This window comes from Actinoplanes sp. CA-015351 (assembly GCF_050955685.1).
Taxonomy (GTDB): domain Bacteria; phylum Actinomycetota; class Actinomycetes; order Mycobacteriales; family Micromonosporaceae; genus Actinoplanes.
Window position 1 is genome coordinate 7960571 of the sequence record NZ_CP192102.1, and the last position, 18229, is coordinate 7978799.

Consider the following 18229-nt stretch of genomic DNA (forward strand, 5'->3'; position numbering starts at 1 on the left):
TGCACCGCAATGTGAGGCAATCTCCCGAAATTTCGGTTACGCCACAAAGACCACAGTCGTCAAGGAACGGCCTCTTCGGCGTGTCGCGCCACACGGGTCCCATCGACCACACGACTCACACGGATGTTCGCTCGGCATTCGGGTTCTGGTGCAGGCCGGCCGCCGAACCCTTCTGCTTCAGGCTCATCACGAACGCCAGCACCTTCGCCACCGCCCCGAAGAACTCCGCCGGGATCTCCTGCCCGATCTCGCAGCCGTCGTGCAGCGCCCGCGCCAGTGGCACGTCCTGCACCATCGGAACCCGGTTCTCGGTGGCCAGGTCACGAATTTTCGCGGCGATCGGCCCCTTCCCCGAGGCCACAACTCGCGGCGCGCCCTTCTGCGCCTCGTACTTGAGCGCGACAGCGACGTGTACCGGGTTGACCACGATGACGTCCGCGGTGGGCACGTCGGCCATCTGCCGGTTCATTGCCATTGCCATCTGGCGTTGCCTGATCTGGCCCTTGACGTGCGGGTCGCCCTCGGAGTTCTTGTACTCCTGCTTGACCTCTTCCTTCGTCATCCGAAGCTGCTTGTTGGAACGCTTCTTCACAACGAAGTAGTCGGCCGCCGCCATCGCGATGCCGGCCGCTGCTGCTGCCCGGATCAGCGAGATCGCGGCATCGGTGACGAGCTTCAGGGTTGAGGCGAGCGGCAGCCGGCCGGCCTGCAACATTTTCGGGACGATGTCCTTCATCGTCATGTAGAGGACACCGACCAGCACAGCGGTCTTGACCACAGCCTTGGTCAGCTCCCAGAGCGACTGCATGCCGAACATCCGCTTGATGCCGGGCAGCGGGTTGAGGCGGTTGAACTTCGGCACGAACAGCTTGGTCGCCACCCGGATGCCGCCCTGCGCTCCGGCTCCGGCCACACCGACCAGCATCATCGTCAGCGCGAGCGGCAGGACCGCCCAGACGGCCCCCTGCAGCGCGTCCCGGAAGATGCCGAGGGTCTTGCCCGGGTCCGGGTTCTGGATGGTGTCCGGGATCTTCTCCACCAGTTCCTTGGCCAGCTCCATGGCCTTGGCCAGGGTCTTGGGCAGCACGACGCTGGCGGCCAGGATGCCGAACCAGGCGCCGAGGTCCGGTGTCTTGCCGATCTGGCCCTCTTGCTTGGCCTTCTTCAGCTTTTGGGCTGTCGGTTGTTCGGTCTTCTCGCCGGACATCTCACCCCCTCAGGTCAGCCGGCCGCGGGAGTCAGCCGCCGCCGAGCTTCACGACTGCGGTAACCGCCTTGTCGACAAGCGTGTTCAACACCGACGGCAGCATGGTGATGGCGAGCCCCGCCATGGTCACCACCATGAGGATCTTCACGGGAAAACCGAGCTGGAACGCGTTGAGCGAGGGCGCCACCCGGTTCAGCAGGCCGAGCGCCACGTCGGCCAGGAAGAGCACCCCGATCAGCGGGCCGGCGATCTGGACCCCGGCCAGGAACATCTCACCCACGCCCTTGAGCAGGACCTGGCTGGAGGTCTCCATGGAGAACGCCGAGGCGTCCAGCGGCATCGTCCGGAAGCTCTGCAGGAAGCCGCGCAGAATCAGCTGATGCCCGTCGCTGGCGAAGAGCAGCGTGATCGCCACCAGGTTGTAGAACCGGCCGAAGATCGAGCTCTGGCTCTGCGACATCGGGTCGTACACCGAGGCCATCGTCAGGCCGCCGAACAGGTCGAGCAGGTCACCAGCGGCCTGGATAGCGGCGAAGAGCATCGCGGTGATGAAGCCGAGCGTCGCGCCGATGAAGACCTGCAGCAGGACACTGAAGATCAGGTCCTGGGTGTCCAGGCTCGGGACGTTGTTGCGCAGGTACGGCGCCATCGGCAGCGTGAGACCGACCGAGAGAAGCGCCTTCACCTGGCCCGGGATGAGCCGCGAGCTGAACGGCGGGCACAGCATCATCCAGGCGCCCGTTCGCACCGCGCCCAGCATGACCGCCAGGAACTCCGCGGTGGCGACTTCGAGATCCATGGCCTCAGTACGAACCCACCAGCGCCGTGATGATCAAGGCCCAGCCGTTGACCAGCACGAACAGCAACAGTTTGAACGGCAGCGCCACGGTGACCGGCGGCAGCATCATCATGCCAAGACTCATCAGCGACGCGGAGACCACCAGGTCGATGATCAGGAACGGGATGAAGATGACGAAGCCGATGATGAACGCGGCCCGCAGCTCGGAAAGGATGAACGCCGGGATCAACGTGGTCAGCGGGACGTCGTCCATGTTCTCCGGCTGCTCCGCGCCGGCGACCTTGGTCAGCAGCGCGACCTCGTCCGGGCGGGTCACCGAGCTCATGAAATCGCGCAACGGCTGGATGCCGTCCTGGAACGCCTGCGTCTGCGTCTTGTCCCCGGCCAGATAGGGCTGCACGCCGATCTCATTGATCTCCGAGACGGTCGGACCCATGATGAACAGGCTCAGGAACAGCGCCAGCCCGGCGAGCACCTGGTTGGGTGGCATCGCGGTCAGGCCCATCGCGTTGCGGGTGATGCCCAGCACCATGAAGACCTTGGTGAACGAGGTGCAGAGCAGCAGCAGCGCCGGCGCCACCGACAGCGCGGTCAGACCGAGAACGATCACCAGGGACGAGGCCGGACGAGACCCGTCGGGATTCGTACCGTTGACGTTGAGGTTGATCGAGGGTGGCGACGGCGGAGCCGGAGCTTGGGGCATCGGAGCTTGGGGCATCGGAGCTTGGGGCATCGGAGCTTGGGGCACAGGCATTTGCGGCGCGCGTTCCATGCTCACCGCCGTGCCCGTGCCCGGGTGGCCCGGCATCGCGGAGGCCGCGCCCGGCAGCAGCACCAGGGCCAGTCCTGCCGTGGCCATCAGGAGCAGGATTGCGCGTCGCATCATCGCCTCGCAGTTCGCTCGGGCCTCGCCGTACGCTCGCGAAGGAAGTCCACTGCGGACAGCCAGGTTCGCGGCGAGAGCACCGAGCCCTCCAGCCGCCCACCGGCGGCCGCCGGATGTCGACCGGGCAGCTCGCTGCCCTCCAGATCGACCGGGATGTGCTCCTCTTCCGGCTCGGTCACGAACGCTTCGAGGTCGTGCTCGACCAGAAGGCTCACCTGCGTGTCGGTGATGCCGATGACAAGAGCACGGTCGGCGACACGGACCACGGCCACAGCCGCGCCACGTCCCACCTGCTGGCTGCCGAGCACCGAGAGCGATTCGTTGCCACGTAAGCCGAGCGGCCGCCGGACCATCCGGGCCAGACCCCACATGAGCAGCAGAACCACCAGCAGCGTCAAGGCCACCTGGATCAGGAGCTGGATCAAGGCGGTGACTCCTACTCGGCGCCGGGCGCGACGATCTCGGTGATCCGGATGCCGAAGTTCTCGTCGACCACCACGACCTCGCCCCTGGCGATCAGCCGGCCGTTGACCAGCAGGTCGGCGGGACTGCCCGCGGCGCGGTCGAGTTCGACGATGGCGCCCGGTGTGAGCGAGAGCAGCTCTCGCACGCTCATCCGGGTCCGGCCCAGCTCGGCCGAGACCTCCATCTCGACGTCGTGCAGCATGTCCAGCCCGCCGCGGCCGCCCATCACCGCGGCGATCCGGGGGCCGGCCTGCTGAGCGAGGCCGCCGGACGGGTCGTCGCCGGGCCACTGGCTGAGCGCCAGGGCCACGACTGCGCGTACCGCCTCGTCGTCGCGCAGCGGCACCGCCACCGCGCCGTCCTTCGCGGCCAGCGCGCTGAGCGCGACCTCCGGCTCCATCAGCTGGCCCGGATCGAGCACCACCGGGCCGAACACCCGGGCCGCGGCTTCCAGAGCCGGCCGGACCGCGGCGGTCAGGTCCAGCTCGCCGAGCGGGCTCTCCCGCAACGCGTCCGCGAGATCCTGTCCGACGACCACCACGACCTCACCGGAGGCCGCGCCGGTGAAGCGCGCGGTGATCGCTTGACCTTCGATCACCGTCCCGGCATCCGGAATCACCGGATCAGCGGCGAACAGAGCCCGGCTGGTGGGCAGGACGGCCAGCGCGGCCTCGGCGGCATTCCGGGCTAGCGCCATCTGCGGCGCGGTCATGGTGGGCGCTGTCATTGGGGGCCAGACTCCTTGGACGGGCTCTCGTTGGGCGGCGGCACGACGAGACAGGCGAGCCGGGCGCCCTGGTTACCGGGAACTGCATGAGCGAAGACGATCTCGTTGACGGTCACCTCGAGTGGCCGGCTGGTCGCATGTCCCAGCGGCACGACATCTCCGGGACGTAGATCCACGATGTCATCGGTACGCATCCGAATGGGCTGAAATCGCACTGCTACGTCGATCGGAGCAGCGGAAAGTCCGGCAGTGAGGTTCCGCAGCGCGCGATCCTTCGCCTGCCGCTCAGCCGCGCTCAGCACGATCGTCTCGGTACGCGACAGCACCGGCAGGATGGTGTTGAAGGGCAGACAGATCGTCGAGACGCACTCCTCCGCGCCGATCTTCATCTCGAACGAGGCGATGACGACGGCGTCGCCGGGCGCGTGTGCCCGCAGGAACTGCGCGTTGTACTCGATCTCCTTGAGATGCGGCGTGATGTCCACCAGCGTCTCGAAGCCGTACCGCAGCTCGCCCAGCATCCGCTCGACCAGGCCGCGCAGCAGCGGCATCTCCACCTCGGTCAGCGGCCGCTCCGGCTGGGTTCCGCCGGGGCCACCGAGCATGTGGTCGATCGCGGTCATCACTGCTGACTGGGCGATCTCCAGCAGGACCGTGCCGGGCAGCGGGTCGAGGGTGACCACCGCGATGATCGTGGGGTTGGCGAGCGCCGCGACGTACTCGTCGTAGTTCAGCTGCTCGATCGAGATCAGCGAGCAGTTGCTGACCGCGCGCAGCCGGGTGGTGAGCAGGGTTCCGCAACTGCGCGCGTACGTCTCGAACGCGATCTGGAGCGTGCGTACGTGTTCCCGGGACAGCTTGATCGGCCGACGGAAGTCGTACGCTGTCGGGCCTCCACCGTGGCCGCGGCGTGACATCTTTCCGGGGGAACGGGCGGCGGAGACCGCGGAGGGAGACTTGGTCACGTCGTCCTCATCGGCTCACTTCGCGAACCGCTGAGCCGGTGCGGCGTTTTCATCCACTTTTACGACCGATGGGCAGGTCCTCCACACGGAGAGCCTGCCCATCGGTCGATGCCTCACCGCGTCATTGGGTGACGAACGAGGTGAAGTAGACGTCCATCACCATCTTCACGTCATCCTCGGTGTACGCCTTGATGAGCGCCGCGAGGAACTCCTCCTTGATCGCGTCCCGGCCCTTCTCGGTCTCCAGCTCCGCGACCTCCAGGCCGGTGTACGTCTCGATCGCGATGTTCAGCGCCTCGTTGATGTCGACCGCTTCCTCACCGCCCGCTTCGGTTTGCTGGAGAGCGAAGCCCAGCTTGAGGTAGTGGCCGTCGGCCAGGTTCACGGTGATCGTGTTGTCGATCGCCGTGACGATGCCCTTGACCGGAGCTTCCGCCTCGGCCTCGGCCGAGTCGCCGCGGAGCATGAAGAACGCTCCGGCGCCACCGCCGGCGAGCACCACCACCACGATCCCGATGATGATCATCAGCATCTTCTTGGACTTCTTCGGCGCCTCAGCGGCGGCGGCGTCCTTCTCATCAGCCATGTCGGAGCCCCTTTCGTCAGTCGTGGGTGGTGGTGGTCTCGGCGGCTTCGGCGGCCGCCTCCGCCTCCGCCTGAGCTGTGGTCTGACCCGTGTGCAGCTTCGCGTCCGCACCGGCCGCCGATGGCAGCAGCGCCGCCTGGTCTGCCGTGAGCGTCGTCAGGACCACGACGTCCACGCGGCGGTTCTGGGTCACCGACCGCGGGTCGGACGGGTCGATCAGCGGCTTGGTGTCGGAGAAGCCGACCGCGCTGAGCCGCTTCTTGACGATGCCGTGCTCGGTGAAGAACCGGACCACCGTCGAAGCGCGAGCGGACGACAGCTCCCAGCCGCTCGGGTAGAACGTCGTCTTGGCCTTGAGCTGGTTGGTGTGCCCGTCCACCTCGATCCGGTTGGGCAGCTTGACCAGCGTCGGCGCGACGGCACCGAGAATCTTGCGACCGCCGGTCTGCAGGTCCGCCCGGTTGCCGGCGAACACCACCTCGTTCGTGATGATCGTGACCACCAGGCCGCGCGAGTCGATGGTGAACTTCGCGTTGCCGAGCAGGTTCTCCTTGGCGAGCGCGTCGGAGATCTTGTTCTCGACCTCTTTGAGGTCCTCGGCTTCCTGGGCCGCCTTCTCCGCGTTGGCCGAGGCCTTCTTACGGTCCTCGGCCTTGATGGCCGCTTCGACAGCGTCCTTCTGCTTCTGGTTCAGGCCCTCGGTACCCGAAGTGCCGTCACCAGGGTTGGAGCCCGGGTCGATCTGAACCACCTGGGCGGTGTTGGCGGCGCCGTCGAGCGGTGCCGACTGGCCGGAGAATGCCGCGCTGTCGGCGCCGAACCCGGCGGAGAGACCGGCTGCCAGTTCGGCGAACTTCTTCTGGTCGACACTGCTCATCGAGAAGAGCACGACGAAGAGGACGAACAGCAGGGTGAGCATGTCGGCGTACGACACGAGCCAGCGTTCGTGGTTGACGTGTTCCTCGTGTTCTTCGTGGCCCTTCTTCTTCCGGCCACCGCCACCACCACCGGAACTCATCTATCAGGCTGCCTTCTTCGTCGACGCGGCGGCTTCGGCCTTCTTCATCTCGTCCGGCGGCAGCAGACTGCGGAGCTTCTGGGCCACGAGACGCGGGTTCGAGCCGGCCTGGATCGCCAGGACGCCGTCGATCACCAGCTCCATCTCCTCCGCCTCGATGGCACTCAGCCGGCCCAGCCGGGCTCCGAGCGGAAGGAACATCATGTTGGAGCTGAGCACACCCCAGAGGGTCGCGACGAAGGCCGCTGCGATCGAGTGGCCGAGGGTCTCGGGCTGATCCAGGTTCTCAAGAACGTGAACAAGACCCATGACCGTGCCGATGATGCCGATCGTCGGGGCGTAACCGCCCATGCCTTCGATGAATTTGACACCGGTCTTGTCGGCCTTCTTCTTGGCCGTGACCTCAGCGTGCAGGATGTCGTGCAGTTCGTCCGGATCGGTGCCGTCGATGGCGAGTTGAAGACCGCGTTTGAGGAACGGGTGCTCAACCGTCTTGACCGCGTCCTCGAGGGCCAGCAGACCCTCACGGCGGGCGCGCTCGGCCAGCTTCACGACGGAGTCCAGCAGCTCGGTCGACGGGGTGACTTTCGCGGTCAGGGCCTTCTTCAGCGAGAGCCCGAAGCCCTTGGCGTCCTTCAGGACACCACCGGCCATTGCCGCACAGAAGGAGCCGCCGAACACCAGCAACATCGCCGGGAGCAAAAGGATGGAGGTGGGCGTGCCACCCTCCAGGATCTGGACCGTGAAGACGATCACCATGCCGACGACGATCCCGACGATGCTTGCGATATCCATCAGCGGTCCTTTCGGTGCAACTGAAGCACCTTGGCGGCGGTGTCGTCATCAACGGAGGACTCGGCACTGGCCGCGGGGTCGGTTTCCATGCGGCTCGCCTGGGCTATCAGCGAGGCGCGGTAATGGCGTACCGAGTCGATGAATTCGGGCACGGACTCGGCGATGACGTACTTGGTGCCGTCCACCAGGGTCACGACCGTGTCGGGCGTGCAGTCGACACGCTCGACAAGATCCGGATTCAAGGCGAACACGGAACCGTTGATGCGGGTTACGAGGATCACGACTTCCGTCCCTGGGGCGTCTCGGGCGGTCGGGCCCTCCGTGGCCCGTCAACTACTACTTCGGCCAGTTGCGGGCAGCTGATGAGACGGTGGGCAATAAAAAGACCGGGCGGGCAGGAATGCCCGACCCGGTCTCTTTCGAGAACTTGATTAGCGCTTCATGCTCACGAGTTCCTGGAGGATCTCGTCGGATGTAGTAATGATCTTCGAGTTCGCCTGGAAGCCGCGCTGGGCGACGATCAGGCTGGTGAACTCCTGCGCCAGGTCGACGTTCGACATCTCCAGCGCGCCGGAGATGACCTGACCCATACCGGCGCTGCCGGGCTGGCCCACCTGGGCGTAACCCGAGTTGACCGAAGACCGGTACTGCGAGTTGCCGACCTTCTCCAGGCCGTTCACGTTCTTGAACGTCGCCATCGCGACCTGGCCGAGTGTCTGCTTCAGACCGTTGCTGTATACGCCGACGATCTCGCCGGTGTCCGAGACGGTGTAGGAGAGCGAGGTCAGCGCGCCGGCGGTCTGCCCGTCGGTGCCGAACACCCGGGCGTCGGAGAGTCCCGCGTACGAGGTCACATCGGAGAGGTCGACCTTGTAGTCACCCAGGTCCATCGTGCCGTCGGTGCTGGTGACGACCGGCTTGCCGCCGGAGAAGTCCAGGTCGGTCGGACCGTCCAGGGTCGAGCCGTCCTCGGCCAGCAGCGTGACGGCCCAGGTCGAGGTGGGCGGCGAAGCCGTGGCCGCGTTGGCGGACCGCGCGAACTGAGCGGTGACGGTGTGCGTCGCGCCCTGGTCGTCGTACACCTTGACCGGGATGGTGGTCTTGTAGTTGAGACCGGCGTTGTCCGTGTCGTTGGCGTCCGGGATGTCGTCGCTGCTCAGGTTGCCCTTGAGCGTGATCGTGCTGGTCGCGACCGGCGGGATCGTGGCGCCCAGCGGCATCCGGATGTCACCCGGCTTCGCCGCCGCGTTGACCTTGCCGTCCTCCGCGGTCCAGCCCTGTACCGGCTCGCCGGTGCTCGTGCACAGCGTTCCGTTCGCGTCGAAGAGGAACGATCCGGCCCGGGTGTACAGCGTCTCGTCGCCGCTGCGGGTCACGAAGAACCCGTCACCCTGGATCATCATGTCACCGGACTTACCGGTGGTCTGCGCAGAGCCTTGGCTGAAGTTCGAGGTGATGCCGGCGACCCGGACACCGAGGCCGATCTGTGCGGCGTTGGTGCCGCCCTGGCCGTTCTGCGGCGAGCCGGCGGCGCCCATCATCTGACTCAGCGTGTCCTGGAACTGCACCTGGGATGACTTGTAACCGGCGGTGTTGACGTTCGCGATGTTGTTACCCGTAACGTCGATCATCCGCTGATGCGCGTTGAGGCCGCTGATACCGGAGTAAAGAGAACGCAGCATTTAAGGTTCCTTTGCTTCAAGGCGGAAAACAGAATGCCTTTAGTCCGCTTAAGGGTGGCGGCGGGCGGTCGGACGGGGATCAGGCGGTCTGGGTGATTTCCGTGACCTTGGACAGCTGCACATCCGTGTTTCCGACCTTGAGCGTCGGTTCGCTGTCTCCGTTGAGCTTCGCTGAGGTGATCACACCGGTCTGCGTGGCGCCCGTGTCGTCCATGTAGGTGACCGTCTTGCCGACGAGCGAGCTGGCTCCGATCATGCGCTGCGACTGCAGCATGCTGATCATGTCTTCCAGCTTCTCGACCTGCGTGAACTGGGCAGTCTGTGCCAGGAACGCGGCCGAGTCAGCCGGTTTCGTCGGGTCCTGGTACTTCAGCTGGGCGACGAGCAACTTCATGAACGTGTCTTTGTCGCTGAGCGACTTGCTCTTCGCTTCGGCACCCTTGGCGCCGGCCAGGGCCGCGGCCTTGGCGGCGTCACTGGAACCGATGGGTCCGGAGGTCGGCGAGGTCATTGACTTCTCCTGTCCGTTACGAGCTCAACCTAAGGTTCGGCTCGCCGGCGGATTTGCTTAGGCACAAATTTGCGGGCCCGCCGATCGGCGGGCCCGCAACAGGAGATCTTCAATTTTTGGGCCTCGGTCAGGGTGCGACGGACAGGCTGAGCTTTCCCTTGCCGTATCGGTTGACCTCACACATGAGGTCGAGACGGCGACCGAGGGCGAGCAGGATCGCGCGGGCGTCGCCCGGCAGCTCCATGCCCGGGTAGATGACCTGGTAGAGCTTGAGGTGCGGTTGCCCCTCGCGGTTGAGCAGGCTGGTGAAGACGTTGCAGAGCTCGAAGACGTTCTCCGCGAGGTTGGGAAAGAGCTGCTTCTCGTCGATGCTGTCCTCAGCCGCACCGGCTGGGAGCAGGCCGAGAGCAGCGCCGGCGTTCGCGGCGAGGCTCAACTGCATGCCCATCACCGCGTAAATCTTCTGGCTCGGGTCGGTGAAGATGGCGACCGTGGCGGTCTTGATCTCCTCGGCGCTCAGCGGGTCGCCGGGACTCACGACCACCTCACGGCCGAGCAGATCCTCGAACAGGTTACGGACGGCTAGAGAGCCGGGAAGTACCGAGACGTCTGACATGTCTTAATCATCCCAAAATAGGAGCGAAAACCTCATCGAATCGCTCAGCTGTGAAGGGTTTGACGATGAAGAACGCCGCCCCTGAGGATTCGGCGGCCGACTTCATCTCCGGAGTGCTCTCCGAAGTGACGAAACCGAACTTGACGTTGTTACCGGCGGACCGAAGCTGCCGCAGCACCTCGATACCGGTCAGATGCGGCATGTTCCAGTCCGAGATGACCACGTCCGGATTCTCGGCGATGGCCTTGTCGAGTGCTTCCTGCCCATCCGCGGCCTCGATCAGGTCGTGGTCACCGAACCCGGCCTGACGCAGGGTCCGGACGACGATCTGCCGCATCACTCGGCTGTCATCGGCAATGAGGATCTTCATGCGCCCTTCTCCTCCTGTTTGTCGGCGCTGCTGTGCCACATCGAGATGGACACCGGTTCGCCCTCCCAGATCCCGTAGACGCCGCTGATGCGCCTGGCGTTCGGGTACCGCGTCGAGGTTTCCGGCGCGAGCATCACTTGAGGGAGGGACAGCTGTGCGCCGGAGGGCAGCATCGCCTTGACGTTGCCACCGACGATGTTGGCGAGTTCGCCGAGCGTGTCGGAGATGTCCTCCTCGCTCACCTCCTCGGCCTCCATGGCGAGGAAGGCGGCCGCCGCACGCCGGGCGGCGACGTGTGAGGAGGCGAACACCACGTGCCCGCTCCAGGATCCGGTGATGGACACCGAGGAGTGCACCTCGGAAGGCTGGTTCTCGTCGTACGTCGGGATCAACGGGCTCACGCCCTCCGGATCCAGGTACGACTCCCACACCTGTTCCACCATCTCGGCGAGGTCGCTCTCATTGACCTCGACTTCGACACTCATGAGTTCGCTCCGGTCGGCACGAGGCCCAGCAGGGCCAGCTTTTCGATCATGGCACCCTCCGTGAAGGGCTTGATGACGTATTCATGGGCACCCGCGGCGAGCGCCCGGACGATCTGGCTCTGTTCGCTTTCGGTAGTGACCATCACCAGGGTCATCTCCCGCAAGCGCGGATCGGCCCGGACTTTGGTGACGAACTCGAGCCCGTTCATGTTGGGCATGTTCCAGTCGATAAGTGCCAGCTCCGGCACCTCGGTCATCTCGGCCAGGCGGTCCATGGCCTCCTGGCCGTCACCCGCCTCCACCGCCTCGAAATTGAGCTTCGTGACGATGCGCTTGAGGATCATGCGCATCGCGCGGGAGTCGTCGATCACCATGGCGCGCATCGGCGTCATCCCCTTCTCGCGGCGCCGGCAGGCATCGCGTTACGAGTTCGGTAAGCAGAGGTGCGGCCGGCGGCCACGCGCTCGTAGTTGTCGTCGATGCCGATCGTGGTCTCGGCCGCGCCCAGGAAGAGCCAGCCGTCCGGACGCAGGATCTTGGCAGCGTTCTGGAGCACCTGGCGCTTGGTCGCGACGTCGAAGTAGATGAGCACGTTCCGCAGGAAGATCACGTCGAACGGCTGCATCGGCGGGAACGGCGAGGTCAGGCTCATGTGCTTGAACGAGACGCTGCGGCGCAGCGTCGGCACGATCCGCCAGTGCGCGCCGGCCCGCTCGAAGTACTGCACCAGCTGGGTGGCGGCCAAGCCGCGGTTGACCTCGACCTGGCTGTACTCGCCCTTTGTCGCACGCTCGACCATCGCGGTGGAGATGTCGGTGCCCACGATCTCGTACGTCCAGCCCGCAGGCAGGTTCTCCTGCAGCGTGATCGCGAGGCTGAACGCCTCCTGGCCGCTGGAACTCGCCGCTGACCAGAACCGCAGCTTGCGTACCGCGGCACGCGACTTGATCAGCTCGGGGAGCACCACCTCGGTGAGCGCCGTGAACGGCTCCCGGTCCCGGAAGAACGACGTCTCGTTGGTGGTGAGCGCGTCGATGATCTTCCGCTGGAATTGAGGGTTGGGCCGCCGCTGCAGGTCAGCCAGGAACTCGTTGACGTTTGCCGCCCCCACCGCTCGGGCGACTGGAATCAACCGGGCCTCGACCAGGTATTCCTTGCCGGGCGCCAAGACGATCGACGCCTCCCTGCGGACCAGGGTGGAGACAAAGTTGAAGTCGGCTTGGGAGAGTGTCATCGCGCCACCGCCGGCGATCGGCCCACCCGGACACGGTTGAGCAGCGCTCCCGCGATCCGGTCCAGAGGCAGCACCTCGTCGGCAAGCCCCGCGCCGACCACGGCGCCGGGCATACCCCAGACCACCGAGCTCGCCTCGTCCTGTGCCAGCACCTCGGCGCCCGAGTCTCGTAGCACTTTCGCACCACTCCGTCCGTCTTGTCCCATTCCGGTGAGCACAGCGGCGAAAGCCGATGCGCCGTACAGCGAGGCCACCGAGCGGAACATCACGTCCACTGCCGGTCGGCACGAGTTTTCCTGTGGGGCACCGCTGAGCTGGGTGAGCGTCGCGGTTCCCCGGCGAAGAAACACCAGATGTCGATCACCCGGAGCGATATAGACAGTGCCCGCCGCGAGTTCCATGCCCTCACCCGCTTCGAGCACCCGCAGCGGCGTGCTGCGGTCCAGCCGCTCGGCGAACATCTTGGTGAAGACCGGCGGCATGTGCTGTGTGATCACGACCGGCACCGGCAGGTCGGCGGGCAGACCGAGCAACACCTTGGTGAGCGCGTCCGGGCCGCCGGTCGACGAACCGATGGCGAGGATGTCCACCCGGCCACCGGGTGCGCGGCGCGGTGCGGCCGGCCGGCCCGGAGGTGGCGAGGCGGCCGAAAGTGGCGGGCGCCCGGGAGCCGCCGGCGGAAGGCCGGGACGCGGCGGAGCCGCTCCTGGACGCATACCGGCCGGTGCCGGGCGCGAGGGCGGTCCGGCCGGTCCGGCCGGCTTCCGCCGGCCACCACCAAGAGCCAGGATCTTGGGTACGAGTTGCTCCCGTACCGCTTCCATCGATTCCTTCACCGAGCCCACGTTGCTCGGCTTGGTGACGTAGTCGGTGGCACCAGCAGAGAGCGCCTCCAGGGTGGCGGAGGCGCCTGCCGCGGACAGTGTGCTGAACATGATCACCGGCAACGCCGCGTGCCGTTTCCGCAGCTCGCGTACGGCAGCGATGCCATCCATCTCGGGCATCTCGATGTCCATGGTGACCACGTCGGGCTTGAGCTGGTCGATCTTGGCTTGGGCCAGCAGGCCGTTCGCCGCCGTGCCGACGACCTGGATGCCCTGCGCCTCGCTGAGAGCGTCGGTGATCAGCCGACGGACCACCACGGAATCGTCGACGACGAGAACCGAGATCATTCGACCACTCCCTTCAACCGAGCCAGGCCGGACCGAGTGCCGCGACAACCGGTGCGAGCAGCCGGTGAGCTGTTGCGGTGTCCAGCAGATCGCGGACCACCAGCGCCTGTACGGCGCCGCTGAGCATGTTCCAGACGCCACCGGCCCGGTCGGCCAGCGGAATCCCGGCGGTGTCCACCGCCTGGACCAGCAGCATCTGCGCCGCCGCGGCGGTACGGACCCGGTCCGAGAGGTACGCGGCCCAGGAGGCCGAATGCACCGCTGGCGACCACCCGGCGGTGTTACGCCTGGCATCGTCGGCGGAGGTGAGCACTCGCCCCTGGTCCTCCGGCCGCAACGTGCGCAGCCGGTCGAGCAGGGCCGACACCGTGTAGTGGTGAGGTCCCAGGTCGATCGGGGCCCCGGCCGGCAGCTTCTTCACCGCCGCCACCCACCCGGCGCCGAGACCCCGGCGGGTCTCGTCGTCGAGCACCTCACGCAGGTAACTCGCGACCGCCGCGTCACAGAGCAGCGCGGTGGCCGCGGTCGCCTCGTCGCTCTGCCGTGCGTCGCGCCCCTTGCCCTCCCAGGTCCACGACATCACGTCGTATCGCAGGCAGGTGAGAAGCGCGTCCACCGAGCCGATCGGCGCGCGCTCGACCAATGTGAGGTTTCCCGTGGGGTCGTCCTTCGACATCCCCTTCAGCGAGGGCATCCGGCGGGCGGCGCTCTCCACCTCCACCCAGAGCGGACCGCGTACGCCCTCGTCCGGCAGCTTTTCCGCCAGGATCGGGAGATCCTCGGCCTGGAGGCGGAGGGCGCGCAGCAGCACATCGGCAGCGGCCGGCCCACCTTGCAGGCGGGTCAGGTCGAAGCCCAGGACGGGGGCGCTGACGAGGCTGTACATCAGGTCGTGGCGCGGTACGTGTCGACGGCCTGGTTGACGTCGAGAGCCAGCATGAGCCGCCCGTCCAGCTTGAAGGTCCCGACGACCAGTTCCCTGGTCGGGCCGCTGAGCGTGTCCGGCGGTGGTTCGAACGTCTCGTCCTCCAGATCGACGACCTCGCCGATCTTGTCCACCAGAAGGCTTACCGGCTCGCCGTCACCTCGAAGGATGACGTTCATGACCGGACCCTTGAGCGCCTGCCGGACGAGTCCGAGCTGCACCCGGAGGTCCACCGCCGCGATCACCTGACCTCGAAGGTTGAACAGGCCGCCGACGGCCGCCGGGGCGAGCGGCACCGGGGTGTACTCGTTGTACGAGAGCACCTCCTGCACCGTGTGCACCTCGACGCCGAAGAGCTGCCCGGCCACTTCGAAGGTGGCGAACTGACGACTCGCCATCTCAGGCCTCCACCAGCATGTCGTCCATGGTGTCGTTGTAGAAGTTCGGGTCGGCGGCGAGGATCGCGCGGCGCACGTCGAGCAGCTCGGTGACCCGTTGCTGGATCACCGCGGTGCCGACCAGGCCGTCCTCCTCGGCGTCCCGGCGAGCCGTGGTCGAGTTCTCGGCGATGTCGACGATCCGGTCCACCACCAGAGCCACGCTCTTGCCGCCCTCGCTGTAGACCACGACCGAGACGGTGTCGCCCTCGATCTCCTCGCCGTACGCGCCGAGCAGATGGGAGAGCCGGACCAGCGGAAGGATCTGCCCGCGGTACTGGACGACCTCGCGGGAGCCGGCGTGTTCGAGCCGGTCGCGCGGGAACTCCTCGAGTCGCGTGACGGTGTCCAGCGGGATCGCCACCCGGCGTTCGCCGACCGCGGTGACCAGTAGGCGCTCGGTTCCTCCGCCGGCCGCTGCCCGGGAGTTCGCGACGACGTTCTCGCGCTCCGAGTCGACGGCCAGGTGCGAACGGCGGGCCAGCGACGAGACGTCCAGGATCAGGCCTACCTTGCCGTCACCGAGAATGGTGGCGCCGGCATAGAGACCGATGTCCTTGAGGCGCGTGTTGAGCGCCTTGACCACGACTTCTTCGGTGTTCAGGACCCGGTCCACGACCAGGCCGAACCGCCGGCCGTCAGCCTGCAGAACCATGATGTAGACGCCTTGGTCGCCGCCGACCTCGAACCCGAGGGCTCGGTCCAGCCGGACCAGCGGGAGCAGCTTGCCGCGCAGCCGGTAGACCGGCGCGCCGGAGGCGTACTCGACCTTCGTGGTGTTGCCGTCGATGAAGACCAGTTCGAGGACCGCCACCTGCGGGACCACGTAACGCTGGTCGCCACAGTCGACAGTGAGCGCCTGGATGATGGCGAGCGTCAGCGGGATGGTGAGCCGCCAGACCGTACCCTCGCCCGGGGTTGAGTCGACGCTGACCGCGCCGCCGATGTTCTCGATGTTGGTCTTCACGACGTCCATGCCGACGCCGCGGCCGGAGACGTTGGTGACCTTGGCCGCGGTGGAGAAGCCAGGCTGGAAGACCATCGACATGATGTCGCGCTTGTCCATGTTCGGAACCTGCTCCGGCCGGAGCAGACCCTTCTCCACGGCCTTCTGCGCGATCCGGTCGACGTCCAGGCCGGCGCCGTCGTCAGCGACCTCGACAGCGACGTGGCCGCCCTCGTGGTACGCGCGAAGCGTCAGCGTGCCGACCGGGCCCTTGCCGCTCGAGGTCCGCCGTTCCGGGTCCTCGATGCCGTGGTCGACCGCGTTACGGACCAGGTGGGTCAGCGGGTCCTTGACGGCTTCCAGCAGGCTGCGGTCGAGCTCGGTGTCCTTGCCCTGCATCACCAGCTCGACCTGTTTGCCGAGCGAGTTGCTCAGGTCCCGGACGACTCGGGGCAGCTTCGACCAGATGTGCTCGATGGGCTGCATGCGGGTCTTCATGATGCCCGCCTGCAGCTCGCTGGTGATCATGCCGAGCCGCTGGGCGCTGCGTACCAATGTCGCGTCGCCGATCTCCATGACGCCACGGACCAGCTGGTTACGGGCGAGGACCAGCTCACCGACCATGTTCAGCAGGGTGTCCAGCAGGTCGACGTCGACGCGGATCGCGCTGTCCGCGATGCTCCGCTTCGGCGCCTGTGCCTGCAACGCCTCACTGACCGCGGCGGGCTGGGTCTTGCCCTCTTCGAGCAGGATGGTGCCGAGTTTGCGCTCGTCACCCTCGATCTGCTGCTGGAGCGCGGAGCTGACGTCGACGGGCTGGGCGGCTCCGGCCTCGACCAGGATCTGGCCCAGCGGCTGGCGCTGCTCGGCGACCGGTTCGGGTGCCACTCGCTTCGGCGTCTCGTCCAGCTGCACCGGGGCCTCGGCCTCCGCCGCGGGCGCTGCCTCGGCGGCAGCGTCCGGCGCGGCCGCGGGAGCAGCTGCCGGAGCGGCGGCCGTCGGCGCGTTCATCTGCGCGTTGACCTTGACGAGGATGCTGTCGATGTCGACCTCGTCCTCGGTGCCCTTCTCCTCGATGGAGGAGAGCAACGCACGGACGCCGTCGATGGTCACGAGCAGTACGGTGATCGTCTCCGGGGTGACCGGCTGAACGCCGTCCCGGAGCCGGGACAGCAGCGACTCACCGCCGTGGGCCAGCTTCTCCAGGCGACTGAACGCCAGGAATCCGCTGGTGCCCTTGATCGTGTGAATCGCCCGGAAGATACGGGAGATCAGGTCACGCGAGTTCGGTTCCTGCTCGAGGCTCACGAGGTCCCGGTCGATCTGGTCCAGGTTCTCGTGGCTTTCCATCAGGAATTCGCCGACGATCTCGCCAAGGTCTTCCACCACTTACCTCCTGCTCGGCTTTCACAGCCCTCTTCGACGTGTGCGTGCGCCAACTGAGAAGACTCGACCGGAACGACGAGATGTCAGGCTTCCCCGCCTGGTCGCCGGTATCGGTAGCCGAATCCGCGAACGGATTCGATGGGTGACTCGTCCGGGTCGGACCAGCCCAGCTTGCGGCGCAGTCTCAGCACTGCGAACTTGACCCGCTCCTGGCCGATGCCGGTCGGGTCGTCCCATGCCTGGGTCAGTAGTTGGTTCGGCGACAGGACTGCTCCGGCATGCCGAACCAGGGCGTTGAGCAGGCGGAACTCGGTCGGCGTGAGGCGCTTCTCCTCGCCTTTCACATAAACCCGGCGCTTCGTCGGGTCCAGGTGCACGAGACCGTCGTCGTAGATCTGGCTGGCCCAGTTGTTCTGTCCGCTGGAGGACCGCCGCAGCAGCGCCTCCACCCGGGCCAGCAATTCGTTGTTCGCGAACGGCTTGGTGAGGTAGTCGTCGGCGCCGCCGCGCAGGCCGCGTACCTTCTCGGCCTCCTGTCCGTGCGCCGTGAGCACCAGCACCGGGACGTCCGAGACGTCACGGAGCCGCTCCAGCACCTGCCAGCCGTCCATCTCCGGCAGGCCCACGTCGAGCACCACGAGATCGGGGTGTTCGGCGTACGCCTCCTTCAGGCCGGCGCGGCCGTCGGCGGCGTGTGCCACCTCGTATCCGGCTCGGCTGAAAAGTAGCCGCAGAGCGAGCGCGATGTCCGGGTCGTCCTCTACCACGAGTAGGCGACTCATCGTTTGTTCACCATGCCCCCAACCCGCACTCGCACCCTTCTCGGGCACGGCCGATCGCCGGGCGCGCGCCTGCGACCTGGCGGAATCAGCATCTTGCCTGGCACCGTTCGCGCGACCACGAACGGAGGAATTTACAACGGCGCAAAAACACCATAGCGTGATGTCACACCCTATTTACGGACAGTGACAGTTTAGCGTCCTATGCCCGGCGTAAGGGCATGTCCGCGAGGATCCG

At 66.5% G+C, this 18229-nt stretch carries 22 protein-coding genes; all 22 read right to left on the minus strand.

Annotation, left to right across the window (positions count from 1 at the left end; translation table 11 throughout):
• Positions 1-115: 115 nt before the first annotated feature.
• The 22 genes from ACQP2E_RS36200 to ACQP2E_RS36305 all read right to left on the minus strand — a co-directional run bounded on the left by ACQP2E_RS36200 (position 116) and on the right by ACQP2E_RS36305 (position 17994).
• Positions 116-1207 carry an EscU/YscU/HrcU family type III secretion system export apparatus switch protein gene (locus ACQP2E_RS36200; protein ID WP_433827452.1) on the minus strand — a complete coding sequence of 364 codons (1092 nt, stop codon included), beginning with the start codon at positions 1205-1207 and terminating at the stop codon, positions 116-118.
• 31 nt (positions 1208-1238) lie between these two features.
• Positions 1239-2006, minus strand: a complete 768-nt coding sequence (fliR, locus tag ACQP2E_RS36205) for a flagellar biosynthetic protein FliR (RefSeq protein WP_433827453.1) — start codon at positions 2004-2006, stop codon at positions 1239-1241.
• Between the two features lie 4 nt (positions 2007-2010).
• Positions 2011-2865, minus strand: coding sequence for a flagellar type III secretion system pore protein FliP (fliP, locus tag ACQP2E_RS36210; protein ID WP_433827454.1), 855 nt, complete (start codon positions 2863-2865; stop codon positions 2011-2013).
• Between the two features lie 23 nt (positions 2866-2888).
• Positions 2889-3317, minus strand: coding sequence for a flagellar biosynthetic protein FliO (locus tag ACQP2E_RS36215; RefSeq protein WP_433827455.1), 429 nt, complete (start codon positions 3315-3317; stop codon positions 2889-2891).
• Positions 3318-3328: 11 nt separating this feature from the next.
• Positions 3329-4084, minus strand: coding sequence for a flagellar motor switch protein FliN (gene fliN / locus ACQP2E_RS36220; RefSeq protein WP_433827456.1), 756 nt, complete (start codon positions 4082-4084; stop codon positions 3329-3331).
• Entirely contained in the window at positions 4081-5049 is a 969-nt protein-coding gene (locus ACQP2E_RS36225; RefSeq protein WP_433827457.1) for a flagellar motor switch protein FliM, read from the minus strand. Before ACQP2E_RS36225 ends, fliN begins: the two co-directional genes overlap by 4 nt.
• A gap of 121 nt (positions 5050-5170) precedes the next feature.
• Positions 5171-5635, minus strand: a complete 465-nt coding sequence (locus ACQP2E_RS36230) for a flagellar basal body-associated FliL family protein (RefSeq protein WP_433827458.1) — start codon at positions 5633-5635, stop codon at positions 5171-5173.
• Between the two features lie 16 nt (positions 5636-5651).
• Entirely contained in the window at positions 5652-6653 is a 1002-nt protein-coding gene (locus tag ACQP2E_RS36235; RefSeq protein WP_433827459.1) for a flagellar motor protein MotB, read from the minus strand.
• Between the two features lie 3 nt (positions 6654-6656).
• Complete coding sequence (locus tag ACQP2E_RS36240; RefSeq protein ID WP_433827460.1) at positions 6657-7448, minus strand: motility protein A; 792 nt, start codon at positions 7446-7448, stop codon at positions 6657-6659.
• Positions 7448-7729, minus strand: a complete 282-nt coding sequence (locus tag ACQP2E_RS36245) for a flagellar FlbD family protein (RefSeq protein WP_111649801.1) — start codon at positions 7727-7729, stop codon at positions 7448-7450. The genes ACQP2E_RS36240 and ACQP2E_RS36245 overlap by 1 nt, the downstream gene beginning before the upstream one ends.
• A 150-nt stretch (positions 7730-7879) precedes the next feature.
• Positions 7880-9130: a flagellar basal-body rod protein FlgF gene (flgF, locus tag ACQP2E_RS36250; protein ID WP_433827461.1), complete on the minus strand. Its 1251-nt coding sequence runs from the start codon at positions 9128-9130 to the stop codon at positions 7880-7882.
• Between the two features lie 79 nt (positions 9131-9209).
• Positions 9210-9641: a flagellar hook assembly protein FlgD gene (locus ACQP2E_RS36255; RefSeq protein WP_433827462.1), complete on the minus strand. Its 432-nt coding sequence runs from the start codon at positions 9639-9641 to the stop codon at positions 9210-9212.
• A gap of 127 nt (positions 9642-9768) precedes the next feature.
• On the minus strand, positions 9769-10257 hold the full coding sequence (locus ACQP2E_RS36260; RefSeq protein WP_433827463.1) for a hypothetical protein: 489 nt from the start codon (positions 10255-10257) through the stop codon (positions 9769-9771).
• Positions 10258-10264: 7 nt separating this feature from the next.
• A complete protein-coding gene (locus ACQP2E_RS36265) occupies positions 10265-10627 on the minus strand; it encodes a response regulator (protein ID WP_433827464.1) in 363 nt (120 codons plus the stop codon).
• On the minus strand, positions 10624-11112 hold the full coding sequence (locus tag ACQP2E_RS36270) for a chemotaxis protein CheX (RefSeq protein WP_433827465.1): 489 nt from the start codon (positions 11110-11112) through the stop codon (positions 10624-10626). Before ACQP2E_RS36270 ends, ACQP2E_RS36265 begins: the two co-directional genes overlap by 4 nt.
• Positions 11109-11495, minus strand: coding sequence for a response regulator (locus ACQP2E_RS36275; protein ID WP_433827466.1), 387 nt, complete (start codon positions 11493-11495; stop codon positions 11109-11111). The genes ACQP2E_RS36270 and ACQP2E_RS36275 overlap by 4 nt, the downstream gene beginning before the upstream one ends.
• A 5-nt stretch (positions 11496-11500) precedes the next feature.
• The gene (locus ACQP2E_RS36280; protein ID WP_433827467.1) at positions 11501-12346 is read right to left on the minus strand and encodes a CheR family methyltransferase; all 846 of its coding nucleotides are present in this window, start codon (positions 12344-12346) and stop codon (positions 11501-11503) included.
• Positions 12343-13518, minus strand: coding sequence for a protein-glutamate methylesterase/protein-glutamine glutaminase (locus tag ACQP2E_RS36285; protein ID WP_433827468.1), 1176 nt, complete (start codon positions 13516-13518; stop codon positions 12343-12345). The genes ACQP2E_RS36280 and ACQP2E_RS36285 overlap by 4 nt, the downstream gene beginning before the upstream one ends.
• Positions 13519-13531: 13 nt before the next feature.
• Entirely contained in the window at positions 13532-14404 is an 873-nt protein-coding gene (locus ACQP2E_RS36290; protein WP_433827469.1) for a hypothetical protein, read from the minus strand.
• On the minus strand, positions 14404-14841 hold the full coding sequence (locus ACQP2E_RS36295) for a chemotaxis protein CheW (protein WP_111649792.1): 438 nt from the start codon (positions 14839-14841) through the stop codon (positions 14404-14406). Before ACQP2E_RS36295 ends, ACQP2E_RS36290 begins: the two co-directional genes overlap by 1 nt.
• Before the next feature lies 1 nt (position 14842).
• Entirely contained in the window at positions 14843-17212 is a 2370-nt protein-coding gene (locus ACQP2E_RS36300; protein ID WP_433827470.1) for a chemotaxis protein CheW, read from the minus strand.
• A gap of 83 nt (positions 17213-17295) precedes the next feature.
• A complete protein-coding gene (locus ACQP2E_RS36305) occupies positions 17296-17994 on the minus strand; it encodes a response regulator transcription factor (RefSeq protein WP_014447761.1) in 699 nt (232 codons plus the stop codon).
• Positions 17995-18229 lie beyond the last annotated feature (235 nt).